Source organism: Brucella sp. 22210 (genome assembly GCF_052045675.1).
Taxonomy (GTDB): Bacteria; Pseudomonadota; Alphaproteobacteria; order Rhizobiales; family Rhizobiaceae; genus Brucella.
Genome location: NZ_JBQEPD010000002.1, coordinates 251,666 through 269,483, shown reverse-complemented (window position 1 = coordinate 269,483; position 17,818 = coordinate 251,666). Strand labels below are relative to the sequence as shown.

Below are 17,818 nucleotides of genomic sequence, written 5' to 3'. Positions count from 1 at the left end.
CCTGCATTTTTGGTGCAGGACCCGTTTTCTTATCTTCCCGGACGGCCGGTCTTGCCGGGCCTCCGCTTCTTGCGGGATACTTCCGCCGGGTCTTCGTAAGAACCGATACCGGCGCGCTCGCGGCGAACTGGGGCTTCTCCACCGGCTGGAATTTCCGTCCGCTTCACTGTCATTTCATCCAGCGTATTCTTGCGGAACTTCGTTTCCGGTGCTGCGGGCAGGGGACCTTCGTGGCGTGGCTTCGCCATGTCCGTGCCTGGTCCCATATTGTCGAGCGACGGCTTCTGGAACAACGATTTGCCGCCGGTGTCATCCACCGTGCGATGCGCCTTGCGCCCGGCATTATGGCGGCCCTTGGTGCGCCCGGTGACCGGGCTTTCCAGTTCCACTTCTCGCGCCAGCGGATCGTCGGCAATGGCCAGTTCGGTCTCGCGCAGGCGCTTGATCTCGTCGCGCAGCCGTGCTGCCTTTTCGAAGTCGAGATCGGCAGCGGCGTCGCGCATCTGCTTTTCCAGATATTCCAGATGGGCCTGTAGATTGTTGCCCATCATGCCGCCTTCTTCGGCAAAGCCCGAAATGTCGGCGCGGACATGATCGCGTTCGTAGACCGAGTTCAGAATGTCCGAAATATTCTTCTTCACCGAAGCCGGTGTGATGCCGTGTTCTTCGTTATAGGCGACCTGCTTTTCGCGGCGACGGCTGGTTTCATCCATGGCGCGCTGCATCGAGCCGGTGATATTGTCGGCGTAGAGGATAACCTTGCCGTCAACGTTACGCGCGGCACGGCCGATGGTCTGGACCAGTGAGGTTTCAGACCGCAGGAAGCCTTCCTTGTCGGCGTCGAGAATGGCGACAAAGCCGCATTCGGGAATGTCGAGACCTTCGCGCAGCAGGTTGATGCCAATGAGCACGTCGAACGCGCCAAGGCGCAGATCGCGGATAATCTCGATACGCTCCAGCGTGTCGATATCCGAGTGCATATAGCGCACGCGCACGCCCTGTTCGTGCAGATATTCGGTCAGGTCCTCCGCCATGCGCTTGGTCAAAACCGTGACCAGCGTGCGGTAACCTTTCTTCGCCGTGTCGCGGATTTCGCCAAGCACGTCATCGACCTGCGTCTTGGCGGGGCGAATTTCCACCGGCGGATCGATAAGGCCGGTCGGACGAATGACCTGTTCGGCAAAGACGCCGCCCGCTTCTTCCATTTCCCAGCCGCCCGGCGTTGCCGAAACGGCAATGGTCTGCGGACGCATGGCGTCCCATTCCTCGAATCGGAGCGGACGATTGTCCATGCAGGACGGCAGACGGAAGCCATATTCGGCCAGCGTCGCCTTGCGCCTGAAGTCGCCGCGATACATGCCGCCGATCTGCGGCACGGTGACATGGCTTTCGTCGATGAAAACCAGTGCGTTGTCCGGGATATATTCGAACAGGGTCGGCGGCGGCTCGCCGGGATTGCGGCCGGTCAGATAGCGCGAATAGTTTTCGATGCCCGCGCAGGAGCCGGTTGCTTCCAGCATTTCAAGATCGAAAGTCGTGCGCTGTTCCAGCCGCTGCGCTTCCAGCAGACGTCCGGCATTATTCAATTCGATGAGGCGGTGCTTCAGCTCTTCCTTGATCGACTTCATCGCCTGATTAAGCGTGGGTCGCGGCGTCACATAGTGCGAATTTGCGTAGATCTTGACCGACTTCAGATCGCCGGTCTTCTGGCCGGTGAGCGGGTCGAATTCGGTGATGGTCTCGATCTCGTCGCCAAACAGCGAAATGCGCCATGCCCGGTCTTCCAAGTGGGCCGGGAAAAGTTCAATCGTATCGCCCCGCACGCGGAACGAGCCACGCACGAAATTGATGTCCTGACGCTTATATTGCTGAGCCACGAGATCGGCGAGCAATTGCCGCTGGTCGAGCCGGTCGCCGATCTTCATTTCGAAGGTCATGGCCGTATAGGTTTCGACCGAACCGATACCGTAGATGCACGAGACCGAAGCGACGATGATTACGTCGTCGCGCTCGAGCAGCGAACGCGTCGCCGAGTGGCGCATACGGTCGATCTGTTCGTTGATCGAGGATTCCTTCTCGATATAGGTGTCCGAGCGCGGCACATAGGCTTCCGGCTGGTAGTAGTCGTAATAGGAGACGAAATACTCGACCGCATTGTTCGGGAAGAAGTTCTTGAACTCACCGTAAAGCTGCGCGGCCAATGTCTTGTTGGGCGCGAGGATCAGGGCCGGACGCTGGGTCTCCTGGATGACCTTGGCCATGGTGAAGGTCTTGCCGGAGCCGGTGACGCCGAGCAGCACCTGCGTGCGGTCGTCATTGGTCAGCCCTTCGACCAGATCACGGATGGCCGTCGGCTGGTCGCCGGACGGTTCGAAGGGCGTTTCCATCTCGATAGAAATGCCGCCTTCGGATTTGTCCGGGCGGGAAGGGCGGTGCGGCGTCCAGAGCTCTCCGTTCTTGAACAGCGGATTGCCGGATTCGATCAGGTCAGACAGCGCCTTGACGGTTGCTGTCGCACCCGACGCATTGAGCCCGGCGGCATCTTCCAGACTGATATCAAGACCTGCGACCGGATTGAGGCCTGCGGCTGCGCGCTCCTTCGCGGAAGCTGCGCCACCCATCGACGTGCCGCGACCGCTGCGCGTTGCTTCCTTGCTGCGTTCGGGAATCTTCTTCGGCGTCTTGGCAGACTTCGAGGCCTTGGCAGCAGGCTTTGCCGCCTCGTCGCCAATTTCCTTCGCCCAGTCGGCGATGGAGCCGCTGAGTGGCGTGCCTGAGTATTCGGCCTGAGGCATTTCGCCGAAACCGTCAGAATGTGGCATTTCGCCAAAGCCGTCCGCCGTGTCGTGCGAATCCTGAGTGTATTTGTTCTTGGAAGAAGCCATGTCGCTAATATGGAGTTTCGCCATGCAAATGAAAAGAGCATGGCAGTAGAATCCCACTTGTTGCCGGTTTCTGCCGGTCGGCTCCTGACAGAAGGTTGTCAGGAAGTCGGGCAATCGCGAACTGTTGATGGGAAGGGACGTGCCTCCTTATTGGAACCGCGATAAGAGCAGGGTGCGATGCCGCATGTTTTTCATGATGAGTTTGTCTCATAATCCGGCAGAATCATTTGTGTTTAAAGGATTGATTGATGAGCGTTGCAGATAAGCCCAAAGGCGAACTGACCTTGCGCGTTCCGGCTATGCCGAAGGACGCCAATTCGGCATTCGATATTTTTGGTGGCTGGGTCATGTCGCAGATGGACTCGGCTTCCGGTATTCGTGCGGAAGAACGCGCGCGTGGCCGCGTGGTCACCGCAGCCGTGCGCGAGATGTCCTTTGCCAAGCCGGTGAAGATCGGTGACGTCTTGTGCGTCTATACGGAGATCACCAAGGTCGGCCGCACCTCGATCACCTTGCGCGTCGAGGCATGGGCGCAGCGCGCATCCCAGCAGCGTATGGAACTGGTGACGCATGGCGAATTCGTCATGGTTGCGCTGGACAAGGAAGGCAAGCCGTCTCCGGTTCCGGCAGAATAGGCGATTGCTTCTTCCATCTTGGAAAAGCCCGGTTTTGACCGGGCTTTTTATTTGCAGGCGCGATAGCCGCTTCGACGTTGCATCAGGTCGAAGTGAAAATGGTTTGCATGTTCCGGGTTGTAGCCCGGTCCGAGCACCGTGGTGAAATAATCGCAGGCGTCTGAACGAACGCTGTTGAGCAGACCTTTCTCGCGGAAGGCGAAGAAGCCGGGTCTGCGTACCGAGATGTCCTTGCCGTTGTTCAGCTTGATCCGGGTCACGTCGATGGCGTTGCCGCGCGAATGTTCGGACATTTTCGCACCGCGGCGATGGTTCATCGTGCGGCAGGAATAGCCCCCTGCATTGTAGATCGTGTTGATGCCGGACAGATAACGCAGGCGCGCGGCGGGTTGCAGATCGCCCTTGATCCAGCGGGCAAAGGTTTCCGTCACCTGACAGTTCAGCGTTGCCGCCGGTTTGAAGGCGATGGAACCGCTGTTGAAGCCCGACACTTCAATCGGATTGTCGATATTGCAGGATGCGCTGCGGTGGATTGGCGGCTTTTCCTTGAAAACCACGCCCAATCGCTTCAGCCGCGTGCGGCAAGCCGCTTCCGAATTCGACATGGTGTAGATGTTTTCAGCTGCCGTGACCGGGTTTTGGACCGGTGCCGTGAAGCCGTAGTCGCCCGCATATTGCGGCTCGCTTCGCGGTGCGGGCTGGGCGGTGTGGTTTTCTTCTTCCTCTGCCAGTCCGACGACACGATCCTGCTGGGGCGCAGGTGTCATGGGAGCCTCGGGCATGGGCGAACTCGCCACCGGCGCGGGTTCCATCGGCATATCGGTCACCGGGGCAGCAGGCATCGGGGCGCTGGCCACATCGGTGCTCGGCACCATGATATCCGAATTTCCGACATCGGCTTGCGGACGCGGTGGGCGCTCGCCTGAACAGCCAGCGGCCAGTATCAACAGGAGCACGGAAGCCGCCGGACCAAGACGGCGCAGTCGCGAACGCGCATGATCGTGATCTATGATGGCGGACAACGCAAAACCCATGTCCTTGCCTTCTGCTCGTGGGGCCTTTCCGGTGAGAATCCGGCGTTTCCTGTATCCTATGAGAGAAGCGTAAAGGAAGAGTCAGTGCCCGCGTTAAGCGCTGTGGCGCAATCTGGGCAATGAGAGGGTGAGCCTGTGATACTCTCTATGTTTTGATCGCCGACTTAGTTTTTTCGCACCGCGTCACGCAAAACCATTTCGCACTTTTGCCGGAAATGCTCTATCGCTTACCCTGTGGTTCAGGGCCAAACCGCAAATAAGACCATCCTCCCGGTCCCAAAAGTTTCACCCATGTCAGCACTGATTTCGCCAAGCATCCTGCCGATCCTGCTTTTGGTCGGCTCGAATATTTTCATGACCTTTGCATGGTACGGCCATCTGAAATTCACCAATACGCCGCTGGTTATAGTGATTTTCATCAGCTGGGGTATCGCGCTGATCGAATATTGTCTCGCAGTTCCGGCCAACCGTATCGGGCACGAAGTCTATTCGGCGGCCCAGCTCAAGACGATACAGGAAGTGATCACGCTGGTGATCTTCAGCCTGTTCTCGGTCTTCTATCTGAAGGAAGCCTTCACCTGGCACCACCTGCTGGGCTTTGCCTTCATCGCGGGCGGCGCAGCGCTGATCTTCAAGGCGTAGAGCTTAATTAGCCGGTTCCGTCGCTGGAACCGGTTCATCCTTGCGGTTCCAGAACATCGGGACAAGCTCGACGGCCAGCATGGCCGCAAATAGCATGCCGCAGCCGATGAAACCGATGAAGCTCAGCCGTTCGCCAAGGAAGATCGCGCCGAACATGGCCGCGAACAGCGCTTCTGAAGACAGGAAGATCGCAGCCTGCGCCGAGGTCGTGTAACGCTGGCCGATGGCTTGCAGCGTGAAGGCGATGCCTGACGAGAACACGCCGGTGAACAGGATTTCCTTCCATGTCAGGGCGATGGCGTCCCAGTTGAAACCTTCGAGCAGCGATGCTCCGGCCAGTCCGATAGCGGCGGCGGTGGCAAACTGAACGCAGCTCAGCATGATCGGGCGTCCAGCGCGGTTGGCGCGGCCGATCAACAGCACCTGCAAGGCCCAGAAAGTTGCGCCGCAGATCACCAGCCAGTCGCCGGTCTTGAGCGCGGTCAGCTCCCCGCCCGACAGCAGGAAAATCCCGGCCAGACAGAAGGCGGCGCTTGGCCAGACGACCGGATGCGGCCATATGCGGAACAAAAGCACGCCCAGCACCGGTACCATCACGACATAAAGCCCGGTCAGAAAACCGGCATTGGTGACCGAGGTGGTGATGAGGCCGATTTGTTGCAGCAGCAAGCCGGTGAAGAGCACGGCGCCCACGACAACGAAATATCTATAGTCGGAAGACTTCAAACGGGCAGGCGCACGACGGCCTTCGGCAAGCGCCCATGGCAGCACGGTCAGCGCGGCAATGGCGGAACGAATGCCGATAAACAGGAATGGTCCGATGCTGGCCATGGCGGTCGACTGGGCGACAAAGCCCATGCCCCAGATCACGCCAGCCAGAAGCAGGACAAAATTGGCTTGCGTGCGCGTCATCATGGCCTCGGATTGCAAAGAAGAAGGTCCGGGCCCATTTGGTCGCCGGAAATTGCCTCACCTATAGGCAAAAGCCGGGTGGGGCGGCAAGGGGCGTCTGCTTTCTGCGACATCACTGCAGATGCGGCCCTGAAACAGGCTCTTTGTCCGGAGATTTGACAGGGGAGGTTTTTTCCGCGTGAAAAGATCGTCAAAACTGCTATAGTTCCGCGAATTAGTCGTTTGAACGGTTCCGAAACGGATGTTTCGGTGACCGTTTTCTTTTTGTGTATCGGGGGGTGTTGCAGCTCCCGGAGGGCACCTTGCAGCGAGGTTTCGCTGGCGGGGTGCGGCGGGCAACCAAACTACCGGCGCGTTGAGTTCTCGTGAAGAGGCGGGCGCCGGGCGAAGGAAAGGACTGGGTATGGAAAAGTTCCCTATGACCCCTCGCGGTTTCGAAAAGCTCAAGGAAGAGCTCCGCTGGCGTCAGCAAAACGAGCGTCCTCGGATCATCGAGGCTATCGCTGAAGCGCGTGCCCATGGCGATCTGTCGGAAAACGCCGAATATCACGCTGCCAAGGAAGCCCAGAGCCTCAATGAAGGCCGCATCAACGAGCTGGAAGATGTCGTTGCGCGCGCCGAAGTGATCGACGTTACCAAGCTGAGCGGCGACCGAATCAAATTCGGCGCGACGGTCACGCTGATCGACGAAGACACCGAAGAAGAGAAGGTCTATCAGATCGTCGGCGATCAGGAAGCCGATGTGAAGGAAGGCCGCATTTCGATTTCGTCGCCAATCGCGCGCGCCATGATCGGTAAGACGGAAGGTGATACGATTGAGGTCAATGCACCGGGCGGATCGCGTTCCTACGAGATCGTTACGCTGAAATTCGTCTGATCGCTGTGCTCCATTCAAACCAGGTTCCCGTTCAGAGTGTCGAGGTTGTCGCTCCCAACTTCAAGCAGCGCCTTTCCGGCGTAACCTCGACGATTGTGCAGCTCATTCCTTTGCAGCGTGCAAAGGGGCTGAACATTGCGACAATGGGACCGGGTTTGCCGGACAGCCTGCCGCATCTGGGATGGGCTGCGCTTTTGTCGTTCTGGTCAGCGCCCAAAAAGCGGCGCTTCAGGATCTGGCATGCGCGGCGCAATATCGAAATGCTCGCCGGTATTTTCATGCGTCATGTTCTGCGTATGAAACTCCGGCTGGTGTTTACCTCGGCGGCGCAGCGCAATCACAAGCCTTTCACCAAATGGCTTATCCGCCGCATGAAGGCGGTCATCGCCACCAGCGGGCGCTCGGGCAGTTTTCTGGAAGTGCCGCATGAGGTCATCATGCATGGCATCGATCTGGAACGCTTTCATCCGCCGGTTGGCGAGGAAGATACGTTTGCCGCGTCCGGCCTGCCGGGCAAGTATGCAATCGGTTGTTTCGGACGCGTGCGGCATTCCAAGGGCACCGATCTTTTCGTCGATGCGATGATTGCGCTTCTGCCGCACTATCCGGAGTGGACGGCGATCATCACCGGACGAACCACGGCGGAGCATCAATCCTTCGAGGATGGCCTTAAGGCAAAGATTACCGCTGCCGGTTTGCAGGACCGCATTCTCATTCTAGGCGAAGTTCCCGATATTCGGGTCTGGTATCGCCGCCTGACGCTTTATGTTGCGCCGTCGCGCAATGAGGGTTTTGGCCTCACGCCGCTCGAAGCCATGGCATCGAAGACTGCCGTGGTGGCAAGTGACGCTGGCGCTTATTCCGAAATGATCGTGGAAGGGACCGGCAGTTTCGTGCCTGCCGGAGATGGCGAAGCCTTGCGCAAGGCCATCGAGCCTTATCTCGCAGACCCGGCCATGGCCGAGCGCGACGGCGAAACAGCGCTCGCCCATGTGCGCGCCAATTTCCCGCTTGAAAAAGAAGCCGCTGCAATCAGTGGTGTTTATGAGCGAGTTTTTGCCGGGAGCTAATTGTTCCCGGCTTTAAGCACTTACGTCTTAGTATTCAGATTCAGAGAATCATCAAAGGTTCGTCCTTGACCGGACGAATGGTCAGCGCGGTGCGGACAGAGTCCACATTTGGCGCTGCGGTCAGCTCTTCGATGACGAAGGTCTGGAACGTGTTCAGATCGCGCGCAACGCAATGAAGCAGGAAGTCGGACTCGCCCGAAACCATCCACGCGCGGCGTACCAGCGGCCAGTGCTTGGATTTCTCTGCAAAAGCCTTCAGATCGGCATCGGCCTGACGATGCAGACCAACCGAGCAGAACGCGACCAGATCCTGTCCGAGCGAATTGCCGTTGAGAATGGCGCGATAGCCCCGAATGACGCCGCTTTCCTCGAGTTTACGGACCCGGCGAAGGCAGGGAGGGGCCGAAATGCCAACCCGTTCGGCCAGCTCGACATTGGTGATGCGCCCGTTGTTCTGGAGCTCCCGCAGGATTTTCCAATCGATTTCGTCCAGATCGGCCTTGATCGGCATGCATGACTCCGCGCGCAAGGAAATTTCATTCGAGCGTAATTATAGAATATCCAGCGCCGTCGTGGCGCAATCTAATCATGCTAATATCAAATGAGTCCGTGGCGTGTAAACCATCTAAAGCTCTGTCAACGCACCCAAAAAGCGCGTGTGAACAGGATATATACGGTCACAAGCTCCAGTCGTCCTGCCAGCATGAGGAAGGACAGGACCCAGAGAGCCGGGTCGTGGATGGTGGAAAAATTGCCAACCGGACCGATTGTTTCGCCAAGGCCGGGGCCGACATTGGAGAGCGCAGTCAGCGCGCCGGTGAAGGCCGACACGAAGTCGAGGCCGAGTGACGCCAGAAGCACCGCGCCAATCACCAGCGATGAACAATAGAGGAAGAGATACAGCAGCACGTTCTGGGCGATTTCGCCTGAAATCTCCGATGAGCCATAGCGCATCTTGGTGACGGCATGTGGCACGATAAGGCGGGAAAGGCTCGCTTGTGTCAGGCTCCACAGGATGATCAGGCGGTTCATCTTGATGCCGCCCGACGTGGAACCAGCACAGCTTCCGAGAAACGAGGCGAGGAAGAAAATGCCAAGGGCGGGCGGCCCCCAGAGCGAATAATCTTCCGTCGCATAGCCGGTGGTCGTGATGACGGACACGAAGTGGAACGAGGCCGAAATCAGCGCGTCGCCAAAGGGCACGTCCAAGCCAAGCCGCAAGACAACGGCAAGGATGAAGCTGAAGCCGATCACGATGGTGAAGAACAATTTGACCTGCGGATCAGCCAACGATTCCAGCCGTTTGGGCATGAAAGCCTTGATATACAGCACGAAGGGCAGGGCCGAGAGAATCATGAACACGGTCGCGACGACCAGCAGCAGGCGGTTGCCGTGGTAAAAGCCGAGCGAGTTGTCATGCGTGGAGAAGCCAGCCGTGGCCACGGTCGTCAGGCCGTGATTGATGGCGTCGAACACGCTCATTCCAACCATGAAATAGCTGATGATGCAGGCAGCTGTCAGGCTCAGATAGGCCAGAATGATACCCAGCGCGATCTGGTTCATGCGCGGCAGGATCTTTTCCGACTTGTCGGAATTTTCCATGTGAAAAAGCGCAAGACCGCCGGCACGTAGCGACGGCAGCATCAGAAGCGCCAAGCCGATGAAACCGATGCCCCCGATCCAGCAGAGAAGAGAGCGCCAGAGCAGAATGCCGCGCTGCATATTGTCGAGGCCGGTCAGCGCGGTCGCGCCGGTGGAGGTCACGCCGGACATGGCTTCGAAAAAGGCGGTGGCGTAGCTGATCGGAAGATGTGAGAAGTAAAGCGGTATCGAGCCGAGAAAACTCGCGGTCAGCCAGATGCAGACTGTCAGCAGAAAGCCGAGGCGCGGCGTGAAGCGGGTTGACTGGTTCTGCGTCGCAAACAGGATCAGTGCGGAAAGCGCGCCGGTGGCTGCGGCCGAGCGTACGAAGATCAGCCAGTCGTCACTGCCGTCGCGCAAGTCGATTGCGGCAGGCAGGAGCATGGCGGCCGCCATGATGAGGCCGAAGCGCGCGCAGATATTGGCGACTGTCTTGTAGATGGCGGTCGTCTCCGGCCGTTTGTGAAGCGATTTGCGGACAGTTGGGCGTTGTTTTTCCTGTCTGTTTAACGTGAGATCGACCTCGTCGCAATGCGGGGAGGCGCTTCCTATCACCTAAGTGTCACAAGCTGTGGCTAAAGCGCAGCAAATGCCCGTCAAACCTTGCAAACGGAAAAGGGCAGACCTACCTTGGCCATAATATCAGGGCACAGATATGCCGGGTGCGAAAGCGATTCCGGCCAGTCATGCGCCCCTCGCTTTAAATCGATTTTAGGACCGGAGAGGAACCTCATGTCTCAGCGTCATGCGCCCGTCATTGTCATTGGCTCAGGTCCTGCTGGTTATACTGCTGCGATTTACGCAGCTCGTGCCATGTTGAAACCCATCGTGATTGCTGGTCTCCAGCAGGGCGGTCAGTTGATGATCACCACCGATGTGGAGAACTATCCGGGCTATGCCGAACCGGTGCAGGGTCCATGGATGATGGAACAGATGGCCAAGCAGGCAGAACATGTCGGCGCGGAAATCGTTCATGACATCATCACCGAGGTTGAAACCGCGGTGCGTCCGTTCCGCCTGAAGGCCGATTCCGGCGCGGTCTATACCTGTGACGCGCTGATCATCGCGACCGGTGCACAGGCCAAGTGGCTTGGCCTCGACAGCGAACAGACCTTCATGGGCGGTGGCGTTTCGGCTTGCGCGACCTGTGACGGCTTCTTCTATCGCGGCAAGGATGTGGTTGTGGTCGGCGGCGGCAATACGGCTGTCGAAGAAGCGCTTTACCTGTCGCACATCGCCAAGAGCGTGACCGTGGTGCATCGCCGCGACGGTTTCCGTGCAGAAAAGATCATGCAGGATCGTCTCCTGTCGCGCGCCAATGTCAGCGTGGTCTGGAACAGTGTGATCGATGAAATTCTTGGCACTGAGGCCAAGCCGCCGATGGGCGCGACCGTTACTGGCGTGCGTTTGAAGAATGTCGTGACGGGTGAAACCACCGACGTCGACACGCATGGCGTCTTTGTCGCCATCGGTCATGCGCCTGCCGTGTCGCTGTTCGAAGGCAAGCTGAAGCAGAAGCCAAACGGCTATCTGTGGACTGCGCCCGATTCCACCGCCACCGATGTTCCGGGTATTTATGCCGCTGGCGACGTCACCGACGATATTTACCGGCAGGCCGTGACCGCCGCCGGTATGGGCTGCATGGCAGCGCTCGAAGCCGAGCGCTGGCTGGCCGCACAGGAACCGCTGCACGAAGCGGCGGAGTAACGAGGGGGAAATCGTGGTCGCACCGCTCGACTGGGATAAACTGCGCATTTTTCATGCCGCGGCAGAAGCTGGGTCGTTCACCCATGCCGCGCAGACATTGCATTTGTCGCAATCGGCTATTTCGCGTCAGGTCAGTGCGCTGGAACAGGATGTCGGCGTGCCGCTGTTCCACCGCCACGCGCGCGGGCTGATTCTGACCGAACAGGGCGAAACGCTTTATCGCACGGCGCATGACGTGTTGATGAAGCTGGAAAATGTTCGCTCCAAGCTGGCCGAGAGCAAGGAAAAGCCGACGGGACGCCTGCGCGTCACCACGACGGTGGGCCTTGGCTCTGGCTGGCTGATCGAGCGTATTCAGGAATTCGTCGAGCTCTATCCGGATATCCACCTTCAGCTGATCCTCGATAATGAGGAGCTGGATCTGACCATGCGTCACGCGGACTGCGCCTTGCGTCTGCGCCAGCCGCAGCAGCCGGACCTGATCCAGCGTCGCCTGTTCACGGTGCATATGCATCTTTACGCATCGGCGGGCTATGTCTCGAAATATGGCAAGCTGAACTCGATCGATGAACTCGACCAGCATCGTATCGTGACATTCGGCGAGCCGGCTCCAAGCTATCTGACCGGTTTGAACTGGCTGGAAGTTGCAGGCCGCACTGATGGCAGCACGCGCATCCCGGCCTTGCAGGTGAATAATCTTCTGTCGGTGCGCCGCGCCGTACAGCGTGGCGTCGGCATTGCCGTGCTGCCGGATTATATGGCCGACAAAGAATCCGGTCTGGTGCAGCTCGTGCCGGAGCTGGAGGAAATTCCGTCCTTCGACACATTCTTCTGCTATCCTGAAGCATTGAAGAATTCCGCCAAGCTGCATGCGTTCAGAGACTTCCTGTTCTCCAAGGCGCGCAACTGGACCTATTGATTCCATCCGTATGGAAATGCAAAGGCCGCGCTGGTTTGCCAGCGCGGCCTTTTGTTTTTGGTGTGTCTGGGCGAGGTGCTTGCTAGGCATTAAGGCAGGGCCGTCGCCTACACTCCCTCATCCTGAGGAGCCGCCGAAGGCGCGTCTCGAAGGACGAGGGCAGAAGGCGTTTGCGCTGTTACTTGCGCGGCAGGAGACGCTGCACGTCCTTGGCGGTGTCGGCGAGGACATCTTCCGGGGTGGCAGACTGTTCGACCAGACGGGAGAGACCGTCAACGATGGTCTGCGTCACCTTCACGCCGTTGGAGCCGGGGAAGGCATACCAAGGCACCATGATCGACATCTGGCTGAGACCGGCCTTGAAGAGCGGGTTTTCTTCATAGAACTTGCCGAGATATTCATCCGACTTGGCGGCCAGATCGTTGTTCGGCACGTAGCCGGTGCCCGGAACCACGACCGAAGCGCCGTAAGGACCGGCGGCGAACTTGGCGAATTTCCACGCGGCATCGACCTTCGACTGGTCTTCGGTGAGGATCACGACCGCATTGCCGCCGGTTGGCAGACGACCCTTTCCCGGGTTGATGAGTGGGATCTTTGCGGTGCGCATATCAAACTTGTCGCCGACATTCTTGATCGTGTTGCGCAATGCGCCGGTGGTCTGGAAGGCAAAGCCCACCTTGCCAGCAGCAAAAGCCTGTTCGCCAGCAGCCTTGGTCAGAACCGGCATACCGCCTTCCTTGACCATGCGGTCAACGAGCTTCAGCGCTGCAAGGCCTTCCGGTCCGTCAAAGGCGACCTTCTTTTCGTCTTCGGTCAGCATGGTGCCGCCCGCGCCGAACAGAAGTGCCGAGAACATCCAGTCGTCGCCCTGCCAGCGGAAGTCGATGCCTTCATTGCCGTTGCCGAGCGCCTTGATCTTGCCGCCGAGCGCGATCACTTCGTCCCAGGTGGTGGGCGGCGTGTCGGGGTTGCCACCAGCTGCACGCACGAGGTCGGCATTGTAGTACATGATTGGGTTGGAGGTTGCGAAAGCAAGGCCAACCTGACGGTCGCCGACGCGGGCAAGCTTGAGGATATGATCGGTGAAGCCCTGCGCTTCCATATCCTTTTCCTTGTCGACCAGCGGCTTCATGTCGACGCCGATATTGCGTTCGGCAAGAACGCGCAGGCGGTTGAGGCCGGTGAAGGTGATATCCGGCATTTCCGACGTGCCAGCCTGACGCATGATCGTCTGGATGCCTTCCTCATAGGTGGCGGAAGGGCTGACGAAGTTGATCTTGATGTCCGGATTTTCTTCCATGAACTTCTTGGAGATGTCGGCCATGACATCCTTGAAGAAGCCGGGCATCGGATAATGCACGTTGAGCGTGGTGTCGGCAAAGGCAGGCGAGCCGAGGCCGGTGGCGAGGGTCAGGGTAGCGAGGGCACCAAGTGCGCTTGCAAGGCGTTTCATGATCAACTCCTGTGAGTGGGATAGGCGAAAGAGGTCAGCCTTTGAGGCCGGTAAGGGTGATGCCCTCGATGAAGCGGCGCTGGGCGGCAAGGAATGCCAGCAGCAGGGGCAAGGTGATGATGAGCGTCGCGGCCATCAGTGCGCCGTAGTCGTCACCGGCTTCGGCAGCGCGGAAGTAGAGCAGGCCGAGCGGCGGCGTGGCGCGTTCCATCCCGTTGACGACGATCAGCGGCCAGAACAGGTCGTTCCAGTGCGCGACGACGGAAAAGATGGAAAAGGCAGTGATGGCGGGCCAGGCATTCGGCACGATCACACGCATGACGATGCCTGCTTCCGACATGCCGTCGAGGCGGGCGGCGCTGATGAGATCATCGGGCATGGCGCGGAAAAATTGCAGGAACAGGAATATGCCGAACACCGAGATGAAGAACGGTGCGCTCAGGGCAAAATAGCTGTTCAGCACGCCAAGCTGGTTGAAGCCGACATAGAAGGGCAGCGCGGTTGCGTGGATCGGAACCAGCAGCCCCAGCATGACGAGAACCATCATGGCGCGTTGGCCGCGAAAGTTGAGTTTCGCCATGGCATAGGCGCATGGAATGGCGATCACCACCTGCACCACCAGCACCAGTCCGCAGACGACGACGCCGTTGAACAGCAGCAGCCCCATAGGCACGCGGGTGAGGGCTTTGGTGACATTGTCCCAGAGCGCCCAGTTATGCGGGATCAGCGACAGCGACGACGAGAAAATGTCCTGCTGCGACTTGGCTGCGGTGGACAGCATGAAGATGTAGGGCGCGAGGAAAAGCAGCGCGCCAAAGGAGAGAAGACCGAGGCGAAACGAACGGGCGAGTGACATGGGAGGTCTCCTCAATAATGCGTGCGGCGGTCCAGCACACGGAACTGGAGCAGCATCAGGACAATCAGCACGGCGAGGAAAATCACGGTCATGGCCGAGGCGTAACCGACGCGGAGAAAGACAAAGCCTTCCTGATAGATGGTCCAGAGCAGGACTTCGGTGGCCTTGTTCGGACCGCCTTCGGTGAGCGTCTTCACGGTCTCGAAAACCTTGACGGCATTGATGATGCTGATCGTCGTGACGAACAGCGTCGTCGGTCCGAGCAAGGGCCAGGTGACAAGGCGAAAGCGCTCCCAGCTGCTTTTCACACCGTCCACTTCAGCAGCGGAGTAAAGCTCGCGCGGAATGGCGGTGAGGCCCGCCAGAAACAGCACCATGTTGAAGCCGACGCTTTGCCAGACGCCGATCAGCGCAAGGCTGATCAAAGCCGTGTCGCTGGAGCCAAGCCAGTTGGGGCCGGTAATGCCGATCATGCCGAGCAGCGCATTGACGGGGCCAAGCGTGGGATGGAGCAGATATTGCCAGACAGTCGCCATGGCAACGAGCAATGAGGCAACTGGCAGAAAATACACGGTGCGGAAGAATGACTTTCCGCGCACTTCGCCTTCAATGAGGATCGCGACGCCAAGGCCGAGAAACACTGAAGCCGGTGCGACAATGGCCGTATAGATCGCTGTGTTCTTCAAGGAAATGAGGAAGGTCCGGTCGCTGAACAGCTCGACATAATTGTCGAGGCCGATGAATTCGAAACCGGCATAGCCAAGCTCAAAATTGGTAAAGCTCCAGAAGACAACTGCTGCGGTCGGCAGAAGGATCAGAAGCACCGTCAGGAGAATGGCTGGGGAGGCGAGTTTCCAGGCCAGTCGCTCTTCGCGCCGCTGCGCGTTTTTGGCGGCAGTGCGGGCGCTGACTGTGCCGGGCCGGGCAAGGGCGATGTCAGACATGAGCCACTGCCTTTTCCACCGGAGCGATGGTCACCACATTCCCAGCGGGCTGACGCAGACGTGCGCCGTCATCGCCGAAGAGATAGGCGTTATCTGCATCGAAATGCAGGCCAACCGGCAATCCGGGTGCGATATGATCAGCCTTGACCGGATCGAGCTTGACGATCAGTTCCTGCACCGAGCCCGGCGCCTTCACATAGACGAGCACTTCGGAACCGAGAAACTCGATGCGTGACACTGTCCCGGTGATTCCGGTCTTGTCATGCGGCAGCAGCCGGAAATGTTCAGGGCGAATGCCGACGCGGATCGTTGTGCCCGCATAAGCAGCGACGTTCTGAAGAATGGGACGGCCAGCGAAATGAACGCTGCCCTGATCGCTGACGAGAGCGTCCAGAATGTTGATGCGCGGTGTGCCAATGAACTGGGCCACTTCGATATGGCGCGGGTCGTTATAGATCGCGGTCGGCGTATCGATTTGCAGCAGCTTGCCGCCCATCATGACGGCCACACGGTCGGCCATGCTGAGCGCTTCGGCCTGATCGTGCGTCACATAGATCGTCGGAACGCCGGCGCGGCGATGCAGATCGACAATCTCGGCGCGGGTGTGAACGCGCAGATTGGCATCGAGATTGGACAGCGGTTCATCCATGAGGAAAACGCCGGGCTGGCGCACGAGCGCACGGGCAAGCGCAACACGCTGGCGCTGTCCGCCCGACATCTGGCCGGGCTTGCGGTCGAGAAGATGATCGATTTTCAGGCTGGCAGCGGTGGTTTTCACCTGCTTCTGGATCGCGGCGCGCTTGGCGCGCTGGCCGGGAACCAACGGTCCAACGAAGGGCAGGCGTTCAGCCGTGGTCATGTCGCGCATGGCCAGCGGCACGGCGATGTTCTGCGCCGCGGTCAGATGCGGGTACAAGGCATAAGACTGGAAGACCATCGCGATATTGCGGTCGGCAGGATGCGCGCCAGTGATGTCGCGGCCTGCAAGAGAAACATCGCCTTCGTCGGCATGATCAAGACCGGCAAGAATGCGCAAAAGCGTGCTCTTTCCGCAGCCCGACGGGCCGACGAGGGCGATGAATTCGCCCTCCGCCACGTCAATGCTGATGCCGTCCAAAATGCGGTTGCCGCCATAGGACTTCCCGATATCGCGAATGGCCAGCGTGCTCATTGGCTTGCCTCTTCGCTGACCTTCTCGCCGTCGCCGCTATGATGCGGATAGACTTCATGCACCACGTCGTCGATCACGTAAGGCGTCAGTTCTTCGATGCGGACGATGGTGCTCGTCGCCGTTTCGCCAAGTTCGTGCACGACAGCGCCGAGAATGCGTTCGCCCGGCAGGTCGCGCTCCATGGCGCCAACGATGAAGGCCGCCGCCGGTCCCCAGATATAGCTGGTGCCGAAAGCTTCGCCCTTCCATGCGCGGTGCAGGTGGCCGCTGGCGTGAAGCTGCACGTTATATTGTGCGAAGAGATCGTAGAGACGCTGGCGCGCAACCGGGCGAATGCCCCAATAGCCGCTGTCGCCTTCTTCGGGATCATCAACAAAGAGCGGCTTATGCGCGAAGACGGCGACGGGCTTGCCGTCTGCGTTTTCCAGAACGTTTTCCAGCCACTGGAACTGTTCTTCCTCTTCCTCACTGCCGGTTCCGATGATCAGGCTGTTGAGGCCGACGATCAGCCATTCGCCGAGGTCCTTTGCCCAGCGGTCAGGACCAATATGGCGCTGCCAGCGCGCAAGGCGCTCGGCATTGACCGGCTGGTGGCTTTCCGGCAGATGGCCGATGTCGTGGTTGCCCGGCACGCTGAGAACAGGGGCGGAGAGCTGTTCGAAACAGCTGCGGCAGAATTCGAGATCGGCTTCGATATCGGCGCCGTCAACGGCAAGATCGCCGGTGTGAATGATGAGATCGGGCTTCTGCTGCTCGACCCAGGCCACGAGCGGTTCCCAGTTCGGGTTGAAATGCGTCTTGATCGGGCTGAGATGGGTGTCGGTGATTTGAACGATCCGCATGGGCGCGCTCCCTCGTGGCTTGTGGGATGATCGCAGCGGAGCCGTTCAGAGCACTCCTTAGTCAAATAAGAATATTTGGCGTCGAGATAATGTCTCTTAAACAACACCTTAGAGCACGGTTTGATGTCATCGATCCGAAACGCACTCTAAAGGCTGCGTTTGCCGCTGCTTATACTTATGCAGTGGCTTCTGCCGGCGCTTTTAGGCCTGTTGTGTGACAGTCCTGATGC

At 59.0% G+C, this 17,818-nt stretch carries 16 protein-coding genes; 6 read left to right on the top strand and 10 right to left on the bottom strand.

Translation table 11 applies throughout. From position 1 onward, the window contains the following. Window positions 1–29: 29 nt before the first annotated feature. Window positions 30–2,885 (bottom strand): excinuclease ABC subunit UvrB, encoded by a 2,856-nt coding sequence (gene uvrB / locus ACTJKP_RS04165; RefSeq protein WP_440629783.1) that lies wholly within the window; start codon window positions 2,883–2,885, stop codon window positions 30–32. 248 nt (window positions 2,886–3,133) lie between these two features. Here uvrB and ACTJKP_RS04160 point away from each other — a divergent pair, with 248 nt between their 5' ends. Continuing rightward, on the top strand, window positions 3,134–3,520 hold the full coding sequence (locus ACTJKP_RS04160; RefSeq protein ID WP_078338721.1) for an acyl-CoA thioesterase: 387 nt from the start codon (window positions 3,134–3,136) through the stop codon (window positions 3,518–3,520). 47 nt (window positions 3,521–3,567) lie between these two features. Here ACTJKP_RS04160 and ACTJKP_RS04155 read toward each other — a convergent pair whose 3' ends face one another. Continuing rightward, window positions 3,568–4,554: an extensin family protein gene (locus ACTJKP_RS04155; RefSeq protein WP_440629782.1), complete on the bottom strand. Its 987-nt coding sequence runs from the start codon at window positions 4,552–4,554 to the stop codon at window positions 3,568–3,570. Between the two features lie 291 nt (window positions 4,555–4,845). Between ACTJKP_RS04155 and ACTJKP_RS04150 the strand changes: the two genes are divergently transcribed. After that, window positions 4,846–5,196 (top strand): DMT family protein, encoded by a 351-nt coding sequence (locus ACTJKP_RS04150; protein ID WP_078338719.1) that lies wholly within the window; start codon window positions 4,846–4,848, stop codon window positions 5,194–5,196. Window positions 5,197–5,199: 3 nt separating this feature from the next. Here ACTJKP_RS04150 and ACTJKP_RS04145 read toward each other — a convergent pair whose 3' ends face one another. Then, window positions 5,200–6,108 (bottom strand): DMT family transporter, encoded by a 909-nt coding sequence (locus tag ACTJKP_RS04145; RefSeq protein ID WP_440629781.1) that lies wholly within the window; start codon window positions 6,106–6,108, stop codon window positions 5,200–5,202. Window positions 6,109–6,511: 403 nt separating this feature from the next. On the opposite strand from ACTJKP_RS04145, the gene greA reads away from it, so the two are divergent. Next, window positions 6,512–6,985, top strand: coding sequence for a transcription elongation factor GreA (greA, locus tag ACTJKP_RS04140; RefSeq protein WP_078338718.1), 474 nt, complete (start codon window positions 6,512–6,514; stop codon window positions 6,983–6,985). A 5-nt stretch (window positions 6,986–6,990) separates the two neighbouring features. Continuing rightward, window positions 6,991–8,055: a glycosyltransferase family 4 protein gene (locus tag ACTJKP_RS04135; RefSeq protein ID WP_440629780.1), complete on the top strand. Its 1,065-nt coding sequence runs from the start codon at window positions 6,991–6,993 to the stop codon at window positions 8,053–8,055. A 40-nt stretch (window positions 8,056–8,095) separates the two neighbouring features. Here the strand turns inward: ACTJKP_RS04135 and ACTJKP_RS04130 are convergent, their stop codons facing one another. Together ACTJKP_RS04130 and ACTJKP_RS04125 are read right to left on the bottom strand one after the other, a co-directional pair. After that, window positions 8,096–8,566 carry an Lrp/AsnC family transcriptional regulator gene (locus ACTJKP_RS04130; protein ID WP_078338716.1) on the bottom strand — a complete coding sequence of 157 codons (471 nt, stop codon included), beginning with the start codon at window positions 8,564–8,566 and terminating at the stop codon, window positions 8,096–8,098. A 125-nt stretch (window positions 8,567–8,691) separates the two neighbouring features. Continuing rightward, the gene (locus ACTJKP_RS04125; RefSeq protein ID WP_113533529.1) at window positions 8,692–10,092 is read right to left on the bottom strand and encodes a TrkH family potassium uptake protein; all 1,401 of its coding nucleotides are present in this window, start codon (window positions 10,090–10,092) and stop codon (window positions 8,692–8,694) included. A gap of 336 nt (window positions 10,093–10,428) precedes the next feature. Here ACTJKP_RS04125 and trxB point away from each other — a divergent pair, with 336 nt between their 5' ends. Then, window positions 10,429–11,403 (top strand): thioredoxin-disulfide reductase, encoded by a 975-nt coding sequence (trxB, locus tag ACTJKP_RS04120; protein ID WP_440629779.1) that lies wholly within the window; start codon window positions 10,429–10,431, stop codon window positions 11,401–11,403. Between the two features lie 13 nt (window positions 11,404–11,416). Continuing rightward, entirely contained in the window at window positions 11,417–12,322 is a 906-nt protein-coding gene (locus tag ACTJKP_RS04115; protein WP_078338714.1) for a LysR family transcriptional regulator, read from the top strand. A gap of 178 nt (window positions 12,323–12,500) precedes the next feature. Here the strand turns inward: ACTJKP_RS04115 and ACTJKP_RS04110 are convergent, their stop codons facing one another. The 5 genes from ACTJKP_RS04110 to ACTJKP_RS04090 are packed head-to-tail and all read right to left on the bottom strand — an operon-like array spanning window position 12,501 to window position 17,588. After that, window positions 12,501–13,775: an ABC transporter substrate-binding protein gene (locus tag ACTJKP_RS04110; RefSeq protein WP_440629778.1), complete on the bottom strand. Its 1,275-nt coding sequence runs from the start codon at window positions 13,773–13,775 to the stop codon at window positions 12,501–12,503. A gap of 34 nt (window positions 13,776–13,809) precedes the next feature. Continuing rightward, window positions 13,810–14,631, bottom strand: a complete 822-nt coding sequence (locus ACTJKP_RS04105) for a carbohydrate ABC transporter permease (RefSeq protein WP_078338712.1) — start codon at window positions 14,629–14,631, stop codon at window positions 13,810–13,812. A gap of 11 nt (window positions 14,632–14,642) precedes the next feature. Next, window positions 14,643–15,575 carry a carbohydrate ABC transporter permease gene (locus ACTJKP_RS04100; protein WP_440629777.1) on the bottom strand — a complete coding sequence of 311 codons (933 nt, stop codon included), beginning with the start codon at window positions 15,573–15,575 and terminating at the stop codon, window positions 14,643–14,645. Further along, window positions 15,568–16,746: an ABC transporter ATP-binding protein gene (locus ACTJKP_RS04095; RefSeq protein ID WP_078338711.1), complete on the bottom strand. Its 1,179-nt coding sequence runs from the start codon at window positions 16,744–16,746 to the stop codon at window positions 15,568–15,570. The genes ACTJKP_RS04100 and ACTJKP_RS04095 overlap by 8 nt, the downstream gene beginning before the upstream one ends. Continuing rightward, window positions 16,743–17,588: a metallophosphoesterase family protein gene (locus ACTJKP_RS04090; protein WP_440629776.1), complete on the bottom strand. Its 846-nt coding sequence runs from the start codon at window positions 17,586–17,588 to the stop codon at window positions 16,743–16,745. The genes ACTJKP_RS04095 and ACTJKP_RS04090 overlap by 4 nt, the downstream gene beginning before the upstream one ends. Between the last annotated feature and the right edge of the window lie 230 nt (window positions 17,589–17,818).